Below are 18,022 nucleotides of genomic sequence, written 5' to 3'. Positions count from 1 at the left end.
TCTATGTTAGACGCTCGATTACCATCCGGCAACTCGGGCGTCCGGGGCGCGAAGCCGACCGGTCAGCCGATCAGCTGCTCCATCTTGGAGATGTCCCCGGCCTGGAGGTCGAGACGCTCGCCGTTGACCTCGATGGTCGGCGTCCCGGCGATCTCGTGGGCCTTCGCCTGCGCCGCACCGAACTTGCGGTACGTCTCGTCGGTGATGCAGGAAACCGCGTCATCCGCACCGACCTGTGTCGCGAAACCGGCGATCTGGTCGTTCGTGAGACCGGAGGAGTTCTCCGCCGGCTGGTTCTCGAACAGCGTCTTCGCGAAATCGAGGTACAGGTCAGGGTTCGACTCCGCGACGCAGAAGGCCGCACCGGCGGAGCGCGACGAGAAGTCCGTGCCCTGCGAGAAACGGTCGAGGATCGCGATCGGGTGGTACTCGAGCGTGATGCGCCCGTCTGCGGCAGCCGCCTCCAGCTGCTCTCCGTACTGTTCCTCGAAGCTCTTGCAGATGGGGCACTGGAAGTCCAGGAACACCGCGACGGTGTCTTCACCGTCCCCGAAGGAGATCGCCCCCGTCTCCGGGTCGAACGTGTCATTGGCACTGGGTGCGGCGCCGGGCGAGGTCGCCTGGTTGTTGAGGAACACCACGAGTCCACCGATCGCCACCAGCACCACGACCACGGCGATGGAGACGCCGATCGCGAACCAGTTGGTGTTGCTCTTCGCCGCTGCCATTACTTTCCGATCTCTCGAGGCTCGACCCCGAACGGGGCGAGTCCGGCTCTTCCACCATCGGGCGCCGTCAGCACCCAGATACCTCCATCATGCAGGGCGACGCTATGTTCCCAATGGGAGCCGTCGGTTCCGTCGACGGTCGTGACGGTCCAGTCATCCTCTTCGATGAAGGTCGCTTCTCCGCCGGCGGTGACCATCGGCTCGATCGCGAGCACGAGTCCCGGTTTGACGTCTTCCCCGCGATCGGGTGTGCGGTAGTTGAAGACGCTGGGGGCCTCGTGCATCTTGCGCCCGATGCCGTGACCGACGTACTCGCGAAGGATGCCGTACGGCTCACCGGAGACCGCGGAAGGGCCCTGCGCCTCGATGTACCCCTGGATGGCCGCACCGATCTCATCGATCGACGACGCGGATGCCATGGCGGCGATTCCGGCCCACATCGAGCCCTCCGTGACGCGGGAGAGCTCCTCGCGCTGTGCGACCAGTTCGGGCCGCTCCGGATCGGGCACCACGACGGTGATGGCACTGTCGCCGTTCCATCCCTGGAACTGCGCACCGCAGTCGACGGAGACGATGTCCCCCGGCTGCAGCACCCGCTCCCCCGGGATGCCGTGGACGACCTGCTCATTCACCGAGATGCAGGTGGTGTGGTGGTAGCCGCGCACGAGTTGGAAGTTGGACTCCGCACCGCGTGACAGGATCGCGCGGTTCGCGACGGTGTCGAGCTCCAGCGTGGTGATGCCGGCCTTGATCATCGGGCGGACGGCGTCGAGTGCTGCGGCGGTGATGAGCCCGGGCTCGACCATGGCTCGCAGTTGAGCCGGGGTCTTGTAGATCGACCGGCGGAACATCTCAGGAGGCGGAGGCCGCGAGACGCAGACCGCGCGCGGCCAGAGCATCCGCGATGCGCTCGGTGATCTCGTCGAGGGAGCCGACACCGTCGATGCGGTCGACGATGCCCTTGGCGCCGTAGACCTCGAGGATCGGCGCGGTCTCGCGCTCGTAGATGTCGAGGCGGTGGCCGATGGCCTCCGGGGTGTCATCCGAACGTCCCTGCTCGGTCGCGCGCAGGGACAGACGCGACAGGCTCTCCTCGCGCGGCACGTCGAGGAGGATGACGGCGTCGAGGGCCTCCCCCCGCTCCGCGAGGAACGACTCCAGGTGAGCGACCTGCGCGGTGTTGCGCGGGTACCCGTCGAGCAGGAAGCCCTGCGCGGCGTCGGGCTGCGAAAGCCGGTCGCGCACGATCTCGCTCGTCAGCTCGTCCGGAACGAGGTCGCCCTTGTCGAGGATCGCTGTGACCTGCTGGCCGAGGGGCGTGCCCTCCTTGATGTTCGCGCGGAAGATGTCACCGGTCGACACGACCGGGATGCCGTAGGACTCGGCGATGCGCACGCCCTGCGTGCCCTTTCCGGAGCCCTGCGGGCCGACGATGAGAAGACGTGCGGATGCTGTCATCGGAGAAGCCCTTCATAGTGACGCTGCTGGAGCTGCGCATCGATCTGCTTGACCGTCTCGAGACCGACACCGACGATGATCAGGATCGACGCGCCACCGAACGGGAAGTTCTGGTTGGCGCCGACCGTGGCCAGCGCGATCAGCGGGATGAGCGCGATCAGACCGAGGTACAGCGAGCCGGGAAGCGTGATGCGGGTGAGCACGTAGTCGAGGTACTCGGCCGTGGGACGCCCTGCACGGATGCCCGGGATGAAGCCGCCGTACTTCTTCATGTTGTCCGCGACCTCGACCGGGTTGAACGTGATCGCCACGTAGAAGTAGGTGAAGCCGATGATCAGCAGGAAGTACGCGGCCATGTAGACCGGGCTGTTGCCCGTCGTGAAGTTCGCGCTGATCCACGAGACCCAGGCGGGCGGCGTCGAGCCGTCCTGTGGGGTGTTGAACTGAGCGATGAGCGCAGGGATGTACAGCAGCGACGACGCGAAGATCACGGGGATCACACCCGCCATGTTGACCTTGATCGGGATGTAGGTGTTCGTCCCGCCGTAGGTGCGGCGACCGACCATGCGCTTGGCGTACTGGACGGGGATCCTTCGCTGGGATTGCTCGACGAAGACGACGAGCCCCATCACGACGATTCCGACGAGCAGCACCAGGAGGAAGACCTCGAAGCCCTTGGTCTGCCAGATGAGCCCCATGGCGCCGGGGAACGTCGCGGCGATCGAGGTGAAGATGAGCAGGGACATGCCGTTGCCGATGCCGCGCTCGGTGACGAGCTCGGCGAACCACATGATCAGACCGGTACCGGCCGTCATCGCCATGATGATGAGCAGCTGCGCCCACCACACGTCGTTGGTCAGGAGCTGCTGGCAGGCGGCGAGATCTGTCGTCCCGAAGAGCTGACCGCTGCGCGCGACCGTGACGAGAGTCGTCGACTGGAGCAGCGCGAGAGCGATCGTGAGGTAGCGCGTGTACTGGGTCAGGCGGGCCTGACCGGCCTGGCCTTCCTTGTGCAGCGCCTCGAAGTGCGGGATGACCACGCGCAGGAGCTGCGTGATGATCGTCGCGGTGATGTACGGCATGACACCGAGCGCGAAGATCGACAGCTGCAGCAGCGCGCCACCGGAGAAGAGGTTGACCAGTCCGAGCAGACCATCGGTGCCCGCGTTGGCGGCGAGACACTCTTCGACGTTCGGGAAGTTCACGAACGGTGCCGGGACGTTGGAGCCGAGCCGGTAGATCGCGATGATGGCGAGGGTGAAACCGATCTTCCGACGCAGGTCGGGGGTGCGGAAGATCCGCGCGATGGCGCTAAACAAGGACGTTCCTCCTGAAAAGGTTGCCGATTCCCGAAGGACGGCTGAAAGACCAGGGTAACGCAAACCGGGCTTCCCGGAATTCGCCACCGATACCAGGCCCGCCGGATGCGGCCCCAGAGCGAGGTCTCGGAGTGTGAAACCACAAGAGGGGCCGGAGAATCTCCGGCCCCTCTTGCACTGCGGTTACTTGACGGATCCGCCCGCCGCGACGATCTTCTGCTCGGCGGAACCCGAGACCTTGTCGACCGAAACGGTGAGCTTGACGGCGATGTCGCCGTTACCGAGAACCTTGACCTTCTCGTTCTTGCGAACGGCACCCTTGGCGACCAGGTCGCCCACGGTGACGTCGCCACCCTTGGGGTACAGCTCCGCGAGCTTCTCCAGGTTCACGACCTGGTACTCCACGCGGAACGGGTTCTTGAACCCGCGCAGCTTCGGGGTGCGCATGTGCAGCGGCATCTGCCCACCCTCGAAGCCGACGCGAACGGTGTTACGCGCCTTGGTGCCCTTGGTACCACGACCAGCGGTCTTACCCTTGGAGCCCTCACCACGGCCGACGCGAGTCTTGGCGGTGTTGGATCCGGGGACGGGACGCAGGTGGTGCACCTTCAGCACGCCGGGGCGGGACGCCGGGGCGTCCTTCGCGGGCGCAGCCTTCTTGGCAGCCGGCTTCTTGGCGGGAGCCTCAGCCTTGGCGTCGGCTGCTGCGCTCTTGGCCGGAGCCTTCTTCGCAGCAGGCTTCTTCTCGGCGGCAGCCTTGGGAGCTGCAGCCTTCTTCGGGGCCTTCTCAGCCTCGACGGCCTCGTTCTTCTCAGCCATTAGTCGATCTCCTCAACCTTGACGAGGTGGGCGACGGTCTTGACGTAACCGCGCGTCTGCGCGTCGTCGGGGCGGACGGTGGTGTCACCGATCCGCTTGAGACCGAGGCTGCGCAGCGTGTCGCGCTGGTTCTGCTTCTCGCTCACCTTGGACTTGATCTGCGTGACCTTCAGTCGCGCGGCCATCAGGCACCTACCTTCTGTGCGGCGATGGCCTCGGCCTCGGCGCGGACGAGACGCGCAGGGGCGACCTGGTCGAACTCGAGGCCACGACGTGCGGCGACCGCACGAGGCTCCTCGAGCTGCTTCAGGGCGGTGACCGTCGCGTGCACGATGTTGATCGTGTTCGACGAGCCGAGCGACTTCGACAGCACGTCGTGGATACCGGCGCACTCGAGCACGGCGCGGACCGGACCACCGGCGATGACACCGGTACCGGCAGCGGCCGGGCGGAGCAGGACCACACCAGCGGCGGCCTCACCCTGCACGGGGTGCGGGATGGTGCTGCCGACGCGCGGAACGCGGAAGAAGTTGCGCTTGGCCTCTTCGACACCCTTCGAGATGGCCAGGGGGACCTCACGGGCCTTGCCGTAGCCGACGCCGACCAGACCGTTGCCGTCACCGACGACCACGAGAGCGGTGAAGCTGAAGCGACGACCACCCTTCACGACCTTCGAGACACGGTTGATGGTGACGACGCGCTCCAGGAACTGGTTGTCACCACGGTCGCGCGAGTTGCGGTCGCGGCCACCCTGGTTGCGGTCACCACGGCCACCACGGCGGCCGTCGCGCTGATCGCGAGTCGGCTCTGCCTGCGTGGTGCCTGCAGCCGTCTCGGAAGTGGCAGCAGCCGCTTCGGTCACTTCGTTCTCCTTGTTGTCACTCACAGTGCCAGACCCCCCTCACGGGCGCCGTCGGCGATGGCGGCGACACGACCGGCGTAGCGGTTGCCGCCACGGTCGAACACTGCCTCGGAAACGCCTGCGGCCTTCGCGCGCTCGGCGAGGAGCTCGCCGACCTTGCGGGCCTTGGCGGTCTTGTCACCCTCGAGCGAGCGCAGGTCGGTCTCGAGCGTCGAAGCCGACGCGACCGTGTGACCCTTGCTGTCGTCGACCAGCTGCACGAAGACGTGGCGGGCCGAACGGTTGACGACGAGACGCGGACGCGCCTCGGTGCCGACGACCTTCTTGCGAAGGCGGGCGTGACGACGCGCGCGGGCGTCAGACTTTGACTTGAGAGCCATGGTTACTTACCACTCTTTCCGGCCTTGCGACGCACGTTCTCGCCGGCGTAGCGCACACCCTTGCCCTTGTACGGCTCAGGCTTGCGGATCTTGCGGATGTTCGCAGCTGCCTCACCGACAGCCTGCTTGTCGATCCCGCTGACGGTGAGCTTGGTGGTGCCCTCGACCGTGAGCGTGATGCCGGCGGGCGGGTCGACCAGGACCGGGTGCGAGAAGCCGAGGGCGAACTCGACCGAGCTCCCCTTCTGCTGCACGCGGTAACCGGTGCCGACGACCTCGAGACCCTTGGTGTATCCCTGGGTCACGCCGATGATGTTGTTGTTGATGAGCGTGCGGGTCAGGCCGTGAAGCGACCGCGACTCGCGCTCGTCGTCGGGACGGGAGACCAGAACCTGGTTCTCCTCGACCGCGACCTCGATGGGGCTGGCCACCGTGAGGGTGAGCTCACCCTTGGGGCCCTTCACCGCGACCTCACGGCCGTCGACCGAAACGGTCACGCCCGCAGGAACGTCGATGGGAAGTCGTCCAATACGCGACATTTCGAATTACCACACGTAGGCGAGAACTTCTCCGCCCACGCCCTTCTGCTCAGCCTGACGGTCGGTGAGAAGACCGGAGGAAGTGGACAGGATGGCCACGCCGAGGCCGCCGAGGACCGTGGGCAGCTCGGTCGACTTCGCGTAGACGCGGAGACCGGGCTTCGAGACGCGCTTGATGCCGGCGATGGAGCGCTCACGGTTGGGACCGTACTTCAGCGTCAGCGTGAGGTTCTTCCCGACGCGAGCGTCAGAGGTCTCCCAACCGGCGATGTAGCCCTCCTGCTGGAGGATCTCAGCGATGTGCGTCTTGAGCTTGCTCGACGGCAGGGTCACGGAATCGTGGTGCGCCGAGTTCGCGTTGCGCAGACGGGTCAGCAGATCTGCGACCGGGTCTGTCATTGTCATTGTTGTTTTCCTTTGTTCATGAGGTTCCGGCTGCCGTTACACGACAGACGGCCTGCGATGACACGCAATTTTCAATTGTACGTGCACATCGACGGGCTCAGTGACACGAGACCACTGAGCCCGTCAAGGGTGTTACGCCTGTGCGTCTTCCGAGCGGAACGGGAAGCCGAGGTGGCGGAGCAGTGCCCGACCCTCGTCATCCGTCTTCGCGGTGGTGACGACGGTGATGTCGAAACCGCGAACCCGGTCGATCTTGTCCTGATCGATCTCGTGGAACACGCTCTGCTCCTGGAGACCGAAGGTGTAGTTGCCGTTGCCGTCGAACTGCTTGGCCGAGAGACCGCGGAAGTCGCGGATACGGGGCAGAGCGAGCGAGACGAGGCGGTCGACGAACTCCCACGCGCGGTCGCCACGGAGGGTGACGTGCGCGCCGATGGCCTGACCCTCACGCAGCTTGAACTGCGCGATGGACTTGCGGGCCTTCGTGACGATCGGCTTCTGGCCGGTGATCTTGGTGAGGTCGTCGACCGCGCCATCGATCACCTTGCTGTCGCGAGCTGCCTCGCCGACACCGGTGTTCACGACGACCTTGACCAGTCCGGGGATCTGCATGACGTTCGAGTAACCGAACTCTTCCTGCATCGCCTTCTTGATCTCGGTGTTGTACTTCTGCTTCAGGCGCGGCTGGATCTTGCCAGCCGGCGCGGCAGTGTCGGTGCTCATCAGAGGTCCTTACCGCTCTTCTTCGCGTAGCGCACGCGGACGGTGCGCTTCACGCCGTCCTTCGTCTGCTCCTCGACCCGGTGGCCGACCTTGGTCGGCTTCTTGGTCGAGGGGTCGACGAGTGCGACGTTCGAGATGTGGATGGAGGCTTCGACGGTCTCGAGGCCTCCGGTCTTGGTGCCACGCTGCGTCTGTCCGACGCGGGTGTGCTTGGTGACGTAGTTCACGCCTTCGACGATGACGCGGTTCTTGTCGGAAAGGACGTCGAGGACCTTGCCCTGCTTACCGCGGTCGCCGCCACGCTCCTGCGTGGCGCCCGTGATGACCTGAACCAGGTCACCCTTCTTGATCTTCGCCATGATTAGATGACCTCCGGCGCCAGCGAGACGATCTTCATGAACTTCTTGTCACGAAGCTCACGACCGACCGGTCCGAAGATACGGGTGCCGCGGGGCTCCCCGTCGTTCTTCAGGATCACGGCGGCGTTCTCGTCGAACTTGATGTAGGAGCCGTCCGGACGACGGACCTCCTTCTTGGTGCGGACGATGACCGCCTTGACGACGTCGCCCTTCTTGACGTTGCCACCGGGGATCGCGTCCTTGACGGTCGCGACGATGGTGTCGCCGAGGCCCGCGTAGCGGCGCTTCGAGCCACCGAGAACGCGGATCGTGAGCAGCTCCTTGGCGCCGGTGTTGTCGGCGACCTTGAGTCGGGATTCCTGCTGGATCACTTGGCCTTCTCCAGAATCTCCACCAGGCGCCAGCGCTTCGTGGCGCTGAGCGGGCGGGTCTCGTTGATCAGGACCAGGTCGCCGATGCCGGCGGTGTTCGCCTCATCGTGCGCCTTGACCTTCGAGGTGCGGCGGATGACCTTGCCGTAAAGCGGGTGCTTCACGCGGTCCTCGACCTCGACCACGATGGTCTTGTCCATCTTGTCGCTGACGACGTAGCCGCGACGCGCCTTGCGGTAACCGCGTGCAGCGGTGTCGCGGACGTCGTGCTCGGACGACTCGTGTCCTGCGGCCTGCGTCTCCGCAGTCGCTTCCTTCTTGGTGGCCATCACTCAGCCTCTTCCTTCACGGCGTCGTCGGCGGAGTCCGCCTTCTTCGCCTTCGACTTGGTCGCCTTCTTGGCCGGAGCCTCGACCGGAGCGGGCGTCGCACGGATGCCCAGCTCGCGTTCGCGGATCACGGTGTAGAGACGCGCGATGTCGCGCTTGACGGCGCGGATGCGGCCGTGGCTCTCCAGCTGGCCGGTGGCCGACTGGAAACGGAGGTTGAACAGCTCCTCCTTGGCCTTGCGCAGCTCCTCGACGAGGCGCTGGTCTTCGAATGTGTCGAGCTCTGCCGGGGCGAGCTCCTTGGTGCCGATCGCCATTACGCGTCGCCCTCCTCGCGCTTGATGATGCGTGCCTTGAGCGGCAGCTTGTGAATTGCTCGGGTCAGAGCTTCGCGAGCGAGCTGCTCGTCGACACCCGCGACCTCGAAGAGGACACGGCCCGGCTTGACGTTGGCGACCCACCACTCGGGGGAACCCTTACCGGAACCCATGCGGGTCTCGGCAGGCTTCTTCGTGAGCGGACGGTCGGGGTAGATGTTGATCCACACCTTTCCACCACGCTTGATGTGACGGGTCATCGCGATACGAGCGGACTCGATCTGACGGTTCGTCACGTAAGCGGGCGAAAGCGCCTGGATACCGTACTCGCCGAAGGAGACCTTCGTGCCGCCGGTGGCCTGACCCGAGCGCCCGGGGTGGTGCTGCTTGCGGAACTTGACCTTACGGGGGATGAGCATTATGCCGACGCTCCTTCTGCGACAGGTGCCTCGTTGCGCGGGGCACGGCGGCGGTCGCCACCACGGTCGTCACGACGAGCCTTGGGTGCGTTGGCCTGCTCGCGAGCGAGCTCCTTCGCGGTCAGGTCGCCCTTGTAGATCCAGACCTTCACGCCGATGCGGCCGAAGGTGGTCTTCGCCTCGTAGAAGCCATAGTCGATGTTCGCGCGCAGCGTGTGCAGCGGCACACGACCCTCGCGGTAGAACTCCGAACGGCTCATCTCGGCGCCGCCGAGGCGGCCGGAGACCTGAATACGGATGCCCTTGGCGCCGGCGCGCTGAGCGCCCTGCAGACCCTTGCGCATCGCACGACGGAACGCCACACGAGCAGAGAGCTGCTCGGCGATGCCCTGCGCGACGAGCTGAGCGTCGGCCTCGGGGTTCTTGACCTCGAGGATGTTCAGCTGGATCTGCTTGCCCGAGAGCTTCTCGAGGTCGCCGCGGATGCGCTCGGCCTCGGCTCCACGACGACCGATCACGATGCCCGGACGGGCGGTGTGGATGTCGACGCGGACGCGGTCACGGGTGCGCTCGATCTCGATGTTCGAGACACCGGCGCGGTCGAGCTGCGTCTTGAGCAGGTTGCGGATCTTGATGTCCTCGGCAACGTAGTCGGCGTAACGCTGCCCCGGCTTCGTCGAGTCAGAGAACCAACGCGAGACGTGGTCCGTCGTGATGCCGAGACGGAAGCCGTACGGGTTTACCTTCTGTCCCATTACTTGCTCGCCTTCTTGTTGCTGTCGCCCGTGGCGGCCGGAGCTGCCTCAGGCGTCGAGAGCACGACCGTGATGTGGCTCGTGCGCTTCTTGATCTGGAAAGCGCGACCCTGTGCACGGGGCTGGAAACGCTTGAGCGTCGTGCCCTCGTCGACGTACGCGTTCGCCACGTACAGGTCCTGCTCGTCGAGGAATTCGCCGTCGCGATCCGCCTTCACCTGCGCGTTGGCCATGGCCGACGCGACAAGCTTGTAGATCGGCTCGCTGGCGCTCTGCTGCGCGAACTTCAGGATGGCGAGAGCCTCCTGAGCCTGCTTGCCCTTGATGAGCGCGACGACACGGCGAGCCTTCTGAGGGGTCACGCGGATGTGTCGCACGCGTGCGATCGATTCGACCATTAGCGGCGCCGCCCCTTCTTGTCGTCCTTCTCGTGACCGCGGAAGGTGCGGGTGGGCGCGAACTCGCCCAGCTTGTGACCGACCATGGTCTCGGACACGAACACAGGGATGTGCTTGCGTCCGTCGTGGACCGCGATCGTGTGACCCAGCATGGCCGGGATGATCATGGACCGACGGGACCAGGTCTTGATGACGTTCTTGGTGCCGGCTTCGTTCTGCACGACCACCTTGCGAAGCAGGTGATCGTCGACGAAGGGGCCCTTCTTAAGACTGCGAGGCATCTTCTCTTACTCCTACTTGCGCTTCTTGCCGGCGTTACGACGACGCACGATGTACTTGTCGCTTTCCTTGTTGGCGTGACGGGTACGACCCTCCGCCTGGCCCCACGGGGAGACGGGGTGACGACCACCGGAGGTCTTACCCTCACCACCACCGTGCGGGTGGTCGACCGGGTTCATCGCGACACCACGGACCGTCGGGCGGACGCCCTTCCAGCGCATACGGCCGGCCTTGCCCCAGTTGATGTTCGACTGCTCGGCGTTGCCGACCTCGCCGATGGTCGCGCGGCAGCGCGCATCGACGTTGCGGATCTCGCCCGAGGGGAGACGCAGCTGGGCGTAGGGGCCGTCCTTGGCGACGAGACGGACGGATGCACCGGCCGAACGTGCCATCTTCGCGCCGCCGCCGGGGCGGAGCTCGATCGCGTGGATGACGGTACCGGTGGGGATGTTCTTCAGCGGGAGGTTGTTACCCGGCTTGATGTCAGCCCCGGCACCCGACTCGACGATGTCGCCCTGCTTCAGCTTCGCCGGAGCGAGGATGTAGCGCTTCTCACCGTCGAAGTAGTGCAGCAGCGCGATGCGCGCGGTGCGGTTGGGGTCGTACTCGATGTGAGCGACCTTGGCGTTGACGCCGTCCTTGTCATTGCGACGGAAGTCGATGACGCGGTACTGGCGCTTGTGGCCACCACCGATGTGACGGGTCGTGATGCGGCCCTGGTTGTTGCGACCACCGGTCTTCGAGAGCGGGCGCAGCAGCGACTTCTCCGGCGTCGATCGAGTGATCTCGGCGAAGTCAGCCACCGACGAGCCGCGACGGCCCGGGGTCGTGGGCTTGTACTTGCGAATAGCCATGATTGTCCTTATCCCCCGGATCAGCCGATTGCCGTGAAGATGTCGATGGTGCCCGACTTCAGGGTGACGATGGCGCGCTTGGTGTCCTTGCGCTTGCCGGTTCCGAAGCGGGTGCGGCGAGCCTTGCCGACGCGGTTGAGGGTGTTGACCCCTGCGACCTTGACGCCGAAGATCTTCTCGATAGCGAGCTTGATCTCGGTCTTCGAAGCGCGCGGGTCGACGAGGAAGGTGTACTTTCCTTCATCGATGAGCCCGTAGCTCTTCTCGGACACGACCGGCTTCAGGATGATGTCGCGCGGGTCCTTGTTCAGGGCCGTCTGGAGAACAGATGCCTGCTCGCTCATGCGGAGACCTCCTGGTTGGCGCCGGACTTGGAGGCGATGAAGCCCTCGAGCGCGGCCTGGGTGAAGACGATGTCGTCGGAGACGAGCACGTCGTATGCGTTGAGCTGGTCGAACGTCAGCACGTGCAGGTTCGACAGGTTGCGGATGCTCTTCAGCGTCACGTCGTCGCCCCGCTCGATGACGACGAGCACGTTCTTCGACGAGACGACGTTGGTGAGGAAGCTCACCGCGGTCTTGGTCGAGGGCGTGCCGTCGATCCCGAAGGAGTCGATGGCGTGGATGCGGTCTCCGCGGAAGCGGTCGCTGAGCGCGCCCAGCAGGGCGGCGGCGATCATCTTCTTGGGGGTGCGCTGCGAGTAGTCACGCGGCTTCGGGCCGTGGACGATGCCACCACCGGTCATGTGCGGCGCGCGGATGGAACCCTGACGGGCGTTACCCGTGCCCTTCTGCTTGAAGGGCTTGCGGCCGGCACCGGAGACCTCGCCACGACGCTTGGTCGAGTGCGTGCCCTGGCGTGCCGCCGCGAGCTGCGCGACGACGACCTGGTGGATGAGCGGGATGTTCGTCTTGGCGTCGAACAGTGCGGCGGGAAGCTCGATGGAGCCTGCCTTCTTGCCGTCTGCCTTGAGGACGTCGAGCGCGAGAGTGGAGTCAGCCATGATCAGGCACCCTTCACTGCGTTGCGGACATAGACGATGCGACCACGAGCACCGGGGACGGCGCCCTTGACGAGCATGAGTCCCTTCTCGATGTCGATGGCGTGCACCGTGAGGTTGAGGACGGTCACGCGCTCGCCACCCATACGGCCGGCCATGCGCATGCCCTTGAAGACGCGGCTCGGGGTCGACGATGCGCCGATGGAGCCGGGCTTGCGGTGGTTGCGGTGTGCACCGTGCGAAGCCGAGACGCCCTTGAAGTTGTGGCGCTTCATGACACCGGCGAAGCCCTTGCCCTTGCTCGTGCCGACGACGTCGACGAGCTGGCCTGCCTCGAAGGTGCCGTCGACCGTGAGCTCCTGGCCCAGGGTGTAGTCGCCGGCGTCCGCGGTGCGGATCTCGGTGACGTGACGACGCGGCGTGACGCCGGCTGCCTCGAAGTGAGCGGAGAGCGGCTTGTTCACCTTGCGGGGGTCGATCTGGCCGTAGGCGATCTGCACGGCGTTGTAGCCGTCCTTCTCGGGGGTACGGACCTGGGTGACCACGTTCGGTGCCAGCTCGATGACGGTGACGGGAACGAGCTTGCCGCTCTCGTTCCAGACCTGGGTCATGCCGAGCTTCGTGCCGAGCATGCCCTTGGAAACCTTGGAATTGATGTCAGCCATGTCGAACCTCAGAGCTTGATCTCGATGTTGACATCGGCCGGCAGGTCGAGACGCATCAGCGAGTCGACAGCCTTGGGCGTCGGGTCGACGATGTCGATCAGACGCTTGTGGGTGCGCATCTCGAAGTGCTCGCGGCTGTCCTTGTACTTGTGGGGCGACCGGATGACGCACACGACGTTCTTCTCGGTCGGAAGGGGCACGGGGCCGACGACGGTTGCGCCCGCACGGGTCACGGTGTCGACGATCTTGCGTGCGGACGTGTCGATGACCTCGTGGTCATACGACTTCAGGCGAATGCGGATCTTCTGTCCCGCCATTGTCTGCTCTCTCTCTTTAGGCGTCTTACCGTCCGGGACCGGGTGGCCCTGGGGCATTGGACGCACGTCGGCGCTGTTCGCGCCTCGGCACGAGAACGGCTCTCACGAGTCGATCTGCTGCACCACTGTTCTTCTGTCAGCCGGAAGCCGTGAGGCGACCGGATGCCGACCTTCCACCGCGCACGGCGGAACCCTTCATGATGAGGGGGTGTCGGGGTGTGTTCTGCTACCCGCGGCCTAGAACCCTGCGCCGTCCCGGAGGAGGCGCCGTCTATGCACTGCCCTGGCAGTGATCCGTTGCACGCACAGCGGCAACGGAATATCGAACCTGTCTATTCTGCCACGGCCGATTTCACTTCTGCAAACCCGGGCGTGTCGCGGTCGTCTCGGGGCCCCTCAGCCGCGCAGCGGAGACCTCAGATCGCAGGAGATAGCGGGGCGAGGCATCCCCATGCCTCGCCCCGCTTGGGGAGGGCGTTCAGTGCGAGGGGGCACACCGAACGCGAGTAGCCCGGCGTGAAGGGACGCCGAGCTCCTCGACCGAGGGCGCGGCGGAAGACCCGCCGCGCAGGCAGGGAGACGCTCAGGCGCAGTGACTGCGCGCGTCGCACGATGATCCCCAAGATCGCATATCCCCAGTTTGGACGCGGATGACCGCGTGTTCCCGGAAACCGAACCCCTTCGGCTTCCATGACCGCAAGATCCCCAGGCGGTCGAGACGATCCTACTCGATGCAGGAGTGAATCCGCCACATTTGACACCGGGTCTCACCGCCCGGCACCGAAAAGCGGCGCCCCACCACCGGTGGGGCGCCGCTCAGCGACGACGGGCGAGGCTACTCGTTGCCGACGGCCTTGTCCGCGCCGTCCCGGATCTCGTCGATCTTGTCCGCCGCGCCGGGTGCGATCTTCTTCGCGAAGTCGGCGACACCGTCGAGCACCTTGTCGCTGATGTCCTCCGCCTGCTCGCTCTTCACGGCTTCGGCGATCTTGTCCTTGTTCTGCTCGTAGAGGTCCTTGCCCTTGTTCACGGCGTCCTCGATACCCATGTGACTCCCCTTCTGAGACGTGTGCGGTCGTCCGATCGGGGCGACCACACTCATTGTGCATGTCCACCCCGCCGAAGGGAACCCTCGCCCCCCGTCCACGACAAAGGGGCCGGACCCGAAGGCCCGACCCCTTTGCGAGGAAGCAGATGCTTACTTGATGATCTTCGTGACCGTACCGGCGCCGACGGTGCGTCCACCCTCACGGATGGCGAAGCCGAGGCCCTCCTCCATGGCGATCGGCTGGATCAGCTCGACCGTCATGTCGGTGGTGTCGCCGGGCATGACCATCTCGGTGCCCTCGGGCAGCGAGATGACGCCGGTGACGTCGGTGGTGCGGAAGTAGAACTGCGGGCGGTAGTTCGTGTAGAACGGGTTGTGACGGCCACCCTCGTCCTTCGACAGGATGTACGCGGTGCCCTCGAAGTCGGTGTGCGGCGTGACCGAACCCGGCTTGACGATGACCTGACCGCGCTCGACGTCTTCACGCTTGGTACCGCGGAGCAGCAGACCACAGTTCTCGCCGGCCCAGGCCTCGTCGAGCTGCTTGTGGAACATCTCGATACCCGTGACCGTGGTCTTGACAGTCGGACGGAGTCCGACGATCTCGACCTCGGAGTTGATGGCCAGCGTGCCACGCTCGGCGCGACCCGTGACGACGGTTCCACGACCGGTGATCGTGAAGACGTCCTCGACGGGCATCAGGAACGGCTTGTCGCGGTCACGCTCCGGGTCCGGAACGCTGTCGTCGACGGCCTGCATCAGGTCCAGGATCGCCTGGACCCACTTCTCGTCGCCCTCGAGGGCCTTGAGAGCGGAGACGCGGACGACAGGAGCGTCCTCGTCGAAGCCCTGGCCGGCGAGCAGCTCGCGGACCTCGAGCTCGACGAGCTCCAGGATCTCCTCGTCGTCGACCATGTCGGACTTGTTCAGCGCGACGAGCAGGTAGGGAACGCCGACCTGCTTGGCGAGCAGCACGTGCTCACGCGTCTGAGCCATCGGGCCGTCGGTGGCGGCGACCACGAGGATCGCGCCGTCCATCTGAGCCGCACCGGTGATCATGTTCTTGACGTAGTCGGCGTGGCCGGGAGCGTCGACGTGCGCGTAGTGGCGCTTCGGGGTCTCGTACTCGATGTGCGAGATGTTGATGGTGATACCACGCTGGCGCTCTTCCGGCGCCGAGTCGATGGAAGCGAAGTCACGCTGCACGTTGGTGTCGGACGGGTACTTGTCAGCAAGCACCTTCGAGATCGCTGCGGAGAGCGTGGTCTTGCCGTGGTCGACGTGACCGATCGTTCCGATGTTGACGTGCGGCTTGGTCCGCTCGAACTTGGCCTTAGCCACTGGGTCCTCCTCAGGACGTCGTTGTAGAGGTGACCGGGCACTGGTTTGCGACCGGTTCTCTACGGGTTAGGTTCTCAGTTTAGTAGAGAGGGAATGTGAAGTTGTAGGTGACCTGGGAACCCCGCGGCGCTTCGCCGTGCTCGGCGCCGCGGGGAACCCAGAAGGGTGATTACTCGCCCTTGGTCTTCTGGACGATCTCGTCCGCCACCGCGCGGGGAACCTCAGCGTAGCTGTGGAACTCCATCGAGTAGACGGCGCGGCCCGAGGTCTTCGAGCGCAGGTCGCCGATGTAGCCGAACATCTCGGACAGCGGCACCTGAGCGCGGACGACCTTGACGCCGGCGGCGTCTTCCATCGACTGGATCTGGCCACGGCGCGAGTTCAGGTCACCGATGACGTCGCCCATGTACTCCTCCGGAGTACGGACCTCGACGGCCATCAGCGGCTCGAGCAGCACGGGGTTGGCACGGCGAGCGGCCTCCTTGAAGCCCATGGAGCCCGCGATCTTGAACGCCATCTCCGAGGAGTCGACGTCGTGCGCTGCACCATCGACGATGGTCGCCTTGACGCCGACCATCGGGTAGCCCGCGAGCACACCGACGTTCATCGCGTCCTGGAAACCAGCATCGATCGAGCCGATGTACTCACGAGGGATGCGACCACCGGTGACGGCGTTCACGAACTCGTAAGTCGTCTCGGAGTCGAGCTCGAGCGGCTCGATGTTGAACTGGATCTTCGCGAACTGTCCAGAACCACCGGTCTGCTTCTTGTGCGTGTAGTCGTGCTTCTCGACGGCCTTGCGGATCGTCTCACGGTACGCGACCTGCGGCTTGCCGACGTTCGCCTCGACGCGGAACTCGCGCTTCATGCGGTCGACGAGGATGTCGAGGTGCAGCTCGCCCATGCCCTTGATGGTCGTCTGACCGGTCTCGGGGTTGAGCTCCGTGCGGAAGGTCGGGTCCTCCTCAGCGAGCTTCTGGATCGCGAGACCCAGCTTCTCCTGGTCGGCCTTGGTCTTCGGCTCGATCGCGACCTCGATCACGGGCTCCGGGAACGTCATCGACTCGAGGACGACCGGAGCTGCCGGGTCGGCGAGGGTGTCACCGGTGGTGGTGTCCTTCAGGCCGATGACCGCGTAGATGTTGCCGGCGGTCAGCGAGTCGACGGGGTTCTCCTTGTTGGCGTGCATCTGGAAGATCTTCCCGATGCGCTCCTTCTTGCCCTTGGTCGAGTTGACCACGGCGGAGCCCGAGTCGAGGTGACCCGAGTAGACGCGCACGTAGGTGAGGCGACCGAAGAACGGGTGCACGGCGACCTTGAACGCCAGCGCCGAGAACGGGTCGTTGGCGTCGGGGTGACGCTCGATGATCGTGTCGTAGTCCTTCGGGTCGTGCGCCTCGATGGCACCGACGTCGAGGGGGTTCGGCAGGAAGTCGACGACCGCGTCGAGCATCGGCTGGACACCGCGGTTCTTGAACGCGGAGCCGCAGAGCACCGGGTAGATCTCGCTCGCGACGGTCAGCTTGCGGATCGCGCCCTTGATCTCGGCGACGGTGAGCTCCTCGCCACCGAAGAACTTCTCGAGCAGCGCGTCGTCGGTCTCGGCGACGACCTCGAGGAGCTGCTGACGGTACTCGTCCGCCTTCTCCTTGAGGTCGGCGGGGATCTCCTGGACTTCGTACTTGGCGCCCATGGTGACATCACCCTTGGAGTCGCCGGGCCAGACCAGTGCACGCATCTCGATCAGGTCGATGACGCCGACGAAGTCGTTCTCCGCACCGATGGGCAGCTGGATGACCAGCGGCTTGGCGCCGAGGCGGCTGACGATCGTGTCGACCGTGAAGTAGAAGTCGGCACCGAGCTTGTCCATCTTGTTGACGAAGCAGATGCGCGGCACGTTGTACTTGTCGGCCTGACGCCACACGGTCTCGGACTGGGGCTCGACGCCCTCCTTGCCGTCGAACACGGCGACAGCACCGTCGAGGACGCGGAGCGAGCGCTCCACCTCGACCGTGAAGTCCACGTGACCGGGGGTGTCGATGATGTTGATCTGGTTCTTGTTCCAGAAGCAGGTCACGGCGGCAGACGTGATCGTGATGCCGCGCTCCTTCTCCTGCTCCATCCAGTCGGTGGTCGAGGCGCCGTCGTGCGTCTCGCCGAGCTTGTGGTTGACGCCCGTGTAGAACAGGATGCGCTCGGTCGTCGTGGTCTTGCCGGCATCGATGTGCGCCATGATGCCGATGTTGCGGACCTTGCTCAGGTCCGTGAGCACGTCTTGTGCCACAGGAGTGTCCTTATCTTTTGGAGCAGTCTTACTGCGAAGAGGGGGTGCCCGTC

27 protein-coding genes are annotated in these 18,022 nt (G+C 65.2%); all 27 read right to left on the bottom strand.

The features are described 5' to 3' along the window. Nucleotides 1-62: 62 nt before the first annotated feature. Nucleotides 63-728, bottom strand: coding sequence for a thioredoxin domain-containing protein (locus LVJ59_RS14240; RefSeq protein WP_232763532.1), 666 nt, complete (start codon nt 726-728; stop codon nt 63-65). Continuing rightward, the gene (gene map, locus LVJ59_RS14235) at nt 728-1,579 is read right to left on the bottom strand and encodes a type I methionyl aminopeptidase (protein ID WP_232763531.1); all 852 of its coding nucleotides are present in this window, start codon (nt 1,577-1,579) and stop codon (nt 728-730) included. The genes LVJ59_RS14240 and map overlap by 1 nt, the downstream gene beginning before the upstream one ends. 1 nt (nt 1,580) lies before the next feature. Beyond that, complete coding sequence (locus LVJ59_RS14230; protein ID WP_047524100.1) at nt 1,581-2,186, bottom strand: adenylate kinase; 606 nt, start codon at nt 2,184-2,186, stop codon at nt 1,581-1,583. Continuing rightward, nucleotides 2,183-3,505 carry a preprotein translocase subunit SecY gene (secY, locus tag LVJ59_RS14225; protein ID WP_047524101.1) on the bottom strand — a complete coding sequence of 441 codons (1,323 nt, stop codon included), beginning with the start codon at nt 3,503-3,505 and terminating at the stop codon, nt 2,183-2,185. The genes LVJ59_RS14230 and secY overlap by 4 nt, the downstream gene beginning before the upstream one ends. Nucleotides 3,506-3,688: 183 nt before the next feature. Beyond that, nucleotides 3,689-4,324, bottom strand: a complete 636-nt coding sequence (rplO, locus tag LVJ59_RS14220) for a 50S ribosomal protein L15 (protein WP_052193795.1) — start codon at nt 4,322-4,324, stop codon at nt 3,689-3,691. Beyond that, on the bottom strand, nt 4,324-4,509 hold the full coding sequence (rpmD, locus tag LVJ59_RS14215) for a 50S ribosomal protein L30 (RefSeq protein WP_017201575.1): 186 nt from the start codon (nt 4,507-4,509) through the stop codon (nt 4,324-4,326). The genes rplO and rpmD overlap by 1 nt, the downstream gene beginning before the upstream one ends. After that, nucleotides 4,509-5,186, bottom strand: coding sequence for a 30S ribosomal protein S5 (gene rpsE, locus LVJ59_RS14210; RefSeq protein ID WP_269406194.1), 678 nt, complete (start codon nt 5,184-5,186; stop codon nt 4,509-4,511). Before rpsE ends, rpmD begins: the two co-directional genes overlap by 1 nt. 20 nt (nt 5,187-5,206) lie before the next feature. Beyond that, nucleotides 5,207-5,566, bottom strand: coding sequence for a 50S ribosomal protein L18 (rplR, locus tag LVJ59_RS14205; RefSeq protein WP_017201578.1), 360 nt, complete (start codon nt 5,564-5,566; stop codon nt 5,207-5,209). Nucleotides 5,567-5,568: 2 nt separating this feature from the next. Then, nucleotides 5,569-6,105 carry a 50S ribosomal protein L6 gene (gene rplF / locus LVJ59_RS14200; protein ID WP_047524102.1) on the bottom strand — a complete coding sequence of 179 codons (537 nt, stop codon included), beginning with the start codon at nt 6,103-6,105 and terminating at the stop codon, nt 5,569-5,571. Between the two features lie 6 nt (nt 6,106-6,111). After that, nucleotides 6,112-6,510 (bottom strand): 30S ribosomal protein S8, encoded by a 399-nt coding sequence (rpsH, locus tag LVJ59_RS14195; RefSeq protein ID WP_047524103.1) that lies wholly within the window; start codon nt 6,508-6,510, stop codon nt 6,112-6,114. 132 nt (nt 6,511-6,642) lie between these two features. Continuing rightward, entirely contained in the window at nt 6,643-7,233 is a 591-nt protein-coding gene (rplE, locus tag LVJ59_RS14190; protein ID WP_047524104.1) for a 50S ribosomal protein L5, read from the bottom strand. Beyond that, nucleotides 7,233-7,592: a 50S ribosomal protein L24 gene (rplX, locus tag LVJ59_RS14185; RefSeq protein WP_047524105.1), complete on the bottom strand. Its 360-nt coding sequence runs from the start codon at nt 7,590-7,592 to the stop codon at nt 7,233-7,235. Before rplX ends, rplE begins: the two co-directional genes overlap by 1 nt. Before the next feature lie 2 nt (nt 7,593-7,594). Further along, complete coding sequence (rplN, locus tag LVJ59_RS14180) at nt 7,595-7,963, bottom strand: 50S ribosomal protein L14 (RefSeq protein WP_017201583.1); 369 nt, start codon at nt 7,961-7,963, stop codon at nt 7,595-7,597. Continuing rightward, complete coding sequence (gene rpsQ / locus LVJ59_RS17990; RefSeq protein ID WP_047524106.1) at nt 7,960-8,292, bottom strand: 30S ribosomal protein S17; 333 nt, start codon at nt 8,290-8,292, stop codon at nt 7,960-7,962. The genes rplN and rpsQ overlap by 4 nt, the downstream gene beginning before the upstream one ends. After that, nucleotides 8,292-8,609, bottom strand: coding sequence for a 50S ribosomal protein L29 (gene rpmC / locus LVJ59_RS17985; RefSeq protein ID WP_017829202.1), 318 nt, complete (start codon nt 8,607-8,609; stop codon nt 8,292-8,294). Before rpmC ends, rpsQ begins: the two co-directional genes overlap by 1 nt. Further along, nucleotides 8,609-9,028 (bottom strand): 50S ribosomal protein L16, encoded by a 420-nt coding sequence (gene rplP / locus LVJ59_RS14165; RefSeq protein WP_047524107.1) that lies wholly within the window; start codon nt 9,026-9,028, stop codon nt 8,609-8,611. Before rplP ends, rpmC begins: the two co-directional genes overlap by 1 nt. Beyond that, nucleotides 9,028-9,783: a 30S ribosomal protein S3 gene (rpsC, locus tag LVJ59_RS14160; RefSeq protein WP_017201587.1), complete on the bottom strand. Its 756-nt coding sequence runs from the start codon at nt 9,781-9,783 to the stop codon at nt 9,028-9,030. The genes rplP and rpsC overlap by 1 nt, the downstream gene beginning before the upstream one ends. Beyond that, on the bottom strand, nt 9,783-10,181 hold the full coding sequence (rplV, locus tag LVJ59_RS14155) for a 50S ribosomal protein L22 (RefSeq protein WP_021201121.1): 399 nt from the start codon (nt 10,179-10,181) through the stop codon (nt 9,783-9,785). The genes rpsC and rplV overlap by 1 nt, the downstream gene beginning before the upstream one ends. After that, the gene (gene rpsS, locus LVJ59_RS14150; RefSeq protein ID WP_017829205.1) at nt 10,181-10,462 is read right to left on the bottom strand and encodes a 30S ribosomal protein S19; all 282 of its coding nucleotides are present in this window, start codon (nt 10,460-10,462) and stop codon (nt 10,181-10,183) included. The genes rplV and rpsS overlap by 1 nt, the downstream gene beginning before the upstream one ends. 12 nt (nt 10,463-10,474) lie before the next feature. Next, the gene (rplB, locus tag LVJ59_RS14145; RefSeq protein WP_017201590.1) at nt 10,475-11,314 is read right to left on the bottom strand and encodes a 50S ribosomal protein L2; all 840 of its coding nucleotides are present in this window, start codon (nt 11,312-11,314) and stop codon (nt 10,475-10,477) included. A 20-nt stretch (nt 11,315-11,334) separates the two neighbouring features. Then, the gene (gene rplW / locus LVJ59_RS14140) at nt 11,335-11,658 is read right to left on the bottom strand and encodes a 50S ribosomal protein L23 (RefSeq protein WP_017829206.1); all 324 of its coding nucleotides are present in this window, start codon (nt 11,656-11,658) and stop codon (nt 11,335-11,337) included. Further along, on the bottom strand, nt 11,655-12,317 hold the full coding sequence (gene rplD, locus LVJ59_RS14135) for a 50S ribosomal protein L4 (protein WP_047524108.1): 663 nt from the start codon (nt 12,315-12,317) through the stop codon (nt 11,655-11,657). The genes rplW and rplD overlap by 4 nt, the downstream gene beginning before the upstream one ends. A gap of 2 nt (nt 12,318-12,319) precedes the next feature. Further along, complete coding sequence (rplC, locus tag LVJ59_RS14130; protein ID WP_047524109.1) at nt 12,320-12,979, bottom strand: 50S ribosomal protein L3; 660 nt, start codon at nt 12,977-12,979, stop codon at nt 12,320-12,322. A gap of 8 nt (nt 12,980-12,987) precedes the next feature. Further along, nucleotides 12,988-13,296 carry a 30S ribosomal protein S10 gene (rpsJ, locus tag LVJ59_RS14125; RefSeq protein WP_017201594.1) on the bottom strand — a complete coding sequence of 103 codons (309 nt, stop codon included), beginning with the start codon at nt 13,294-13,296 and terminating at the stop codon, nt 12,988-12,990. 835 nt (nt 13,297-14,131) lie between these two features. Next, nucleotides 14,132-14,344: a hypothetical protein gene (locus LVJ59_RS14120; RefSeq protein ID WP_021201124.1), complete on the bottom strand. Its 213-nt coding sequence runs from the start codon at nt 14,342-14,344 to the stop codon at nt 14,132-14,134. A gap of 150 nt (nt 14,345-14,494) precedes the next feature. Next, on the bottom strand, nt 14,495-15,685 hold the full coding sequence (gene tuf / locus LVJ59_RS14115) for an elongation factor Tu (RefSeq protein WP_047524110.1): 1,191 nt from the start codon (nt 15,683-15,685) through the stop codon (nt 14,495-14,497). A 169-nt stretch (nt 15,686-15,854) separates the two neighbouring features. Next, the gene (gene fusA / locus LVJ59_RS14110) at nt 15,855-17,969 is read right to left on the bottom strand and encodes an elongation factor G (RefSeq protein WP_308191515.1); all 2,115 of its coding nucleotides are present in this window, start codon (nt 17,967-17,969) and stop codon (nt 15,855-15,857) included. Between the last annotated feature and the right edge of the window lie 53 nt (nt 17,970-18,022).

It is taken from the genome of Microbacterium sp. KKR3/1 (assembly GCF_021272365.1).
Taxonomy (GTDB): domain Bacteria; phylum Actinomycetota; class Actinomycetes; order Actinomycetales; family Microbacteriaceae; genus Microbacterium; species Microbacterium aurugineum.
This window is presented reverse-complemented; position numbering and strand designations above follow the sequence as displayed.

What these genes read in the sequence shown, in the direction of transcription:
- LVJ59_RS14240 (WP_232763532.1), bottom strand. Translation starts at nt 728, where the DNA reads ATGGCAGCGGCGAAGAGCAACACCAACTGGTTCGCGATCGGCGTCTCC.
- map (WP_232763531.1), bottom strand. Translation starts at nt 1,579, where the DNA reads ATGTTCCGCCGGTCGATCTACAAGACCCCGGCTCAACTGCGAGCCATG.
- LVJ59_RS14230 (WP_047524100.1), bottom strand. Translation starts at nt 2,186, where the DNA reads ATGACAGCATCCGCACGTCTTCTCATCGTCGGCCCGCAGGGCTCCGGA.
- rplO (WP_052193795.1), bottom strand. Translation starts at nt 4,324, where the DNA reads ATGGCTGAGAAGAACGAGGCCGTCGAGGCTGAGAAGGCCCCGAAGAAG.
- rpmD (WP_017201575.1), bottom strand. Translation starts at nt 4,509, where the DNA reads ATGGCCGCGCGACTGAAGGTCACGCAGATCAAGTCCAAGGTGAGCGAG.
- rplR (WP_017201578.1), bottom strand. Translation starts at nt 5,566, where the DNA reads ATGGCTCTCAAGTCAAAGTCTGACGCCCGCGCGCGTCGTCACGCCCGC.
- rplF (WP_047524102.1), bottom strand. Translation starts at nt 6,105, where the DNA reads ATGTCGCGTATTGGACGACTTCCCATCGACGTTCCTGCGGGCGTGACC.
- rpsH (WP_047524103.1), bottom strand. Translation starts at nt 6,510, where the DNA reads ATGACAATGACAGACCCGGTCGCAGATCTGCTGACCCGTCTGCGCAAC.
- rplE (WP_047524104.1), bottom strand. Translation starts at nt 7,233, where the DNA reads ATGAGCACCGACACTGCCGCGCCGGCTGGCAAGATCCAGCCGCGCCTG.
- rplX (WP_047524105.1), bottom strand. Translation starts at nt 7,592, where the DNA reads ATGGCGAAGATCAAGAAGGGTGACCTGGTTCAGGTCATCACGGGCGCC.
- rpsQ (WP_047524106.1), bottom strand. Translation starts at nt 8,292, where the DNA reads ATGGCCACCAAGAAGGAAGCGACTGCGGAGACGCAGGCCGCAGGACAC.
- rpmC (WP_017829202.1), bottom strand. Translation starts at nt 8,609, where the DNA reads ATGGCGATCGGCACCAAGGAGCTCGCCCCGGCAGAGCTCGACACATTC.
- rplP (WP_047524107.1), bottom strand. Translation starts at nt 9,028, where the DNA reads ATGCTCATCCCCCGTAAGGTCAAGTTCCGCAAGCAGCACCACCCCGGG.
- rpsC (WP_017201587.1), bottom strand. Translation starts at nt 9,783, where the DNA reads ATGGGACAGAAGGTAAACCCGTACGGCTTCCGTCTCGGCATCACGACG.
- rplV (WP_021201121.1), bottom strand. Translation starts at nt 10,181, where the DNA reads ATGGTCGAATCGATCGCACGCGTGCGACACATCCGCGTGACCCCTCAG.
- rpsS (WP_017829205.1), bottom strand. Translation starts at nt 10,462, where the DNA reads ATGCCTCGCAGTCTTAAGAAGGGCCCCTTCGTCGACGATCACCTGCTT.
- rplB (WP_017201590.1), bottom strand. Translation starts at nt 11,314, where the DNA reads ATGGCTATTCGCAAGTACAAGCCCACGACCCCGGGCCGTCGCGGCTCG.
- rplW (WP_017829206.1), bottom strand. Translation starts at nt 11,658, where the DNA reads ATGAGCGAGCAGGCATCTGTTCTCCAGACGGCCCTGAACAAGGACCCG.
- rplD (WP_047524108.1), bottom strand. Translation starts at nt 12,317, where the DNA reads ATGGCTGACTCCACTCTCGCGCTCGACGTCCTCAAGGCAGACGGCAAG.
- rplC (WP_047524109.1), bottom strand. Translation starts at nt 12,979, where the DNA reads ATGGCTGACATCAATTCCAAGGTTTCCAAGGGCATGCTCGGCACGAAG.
- rpsJ (WP_017201594.1), bottom strand. Translation starts at nt 13,296, where the DNA reads ATGGCGGGACAGAAGATCCGCATTCGCCTGAAGTCGTATGACCACGAG.
- LVJ59_RS14120 (WP_021201124.1), bottom strand. Translation starts at nt 14,344, where the DNA reads ATGGGTATCGAGGACGCCGTGAACAAGGGCAAGGACCTCTACGAGCAG.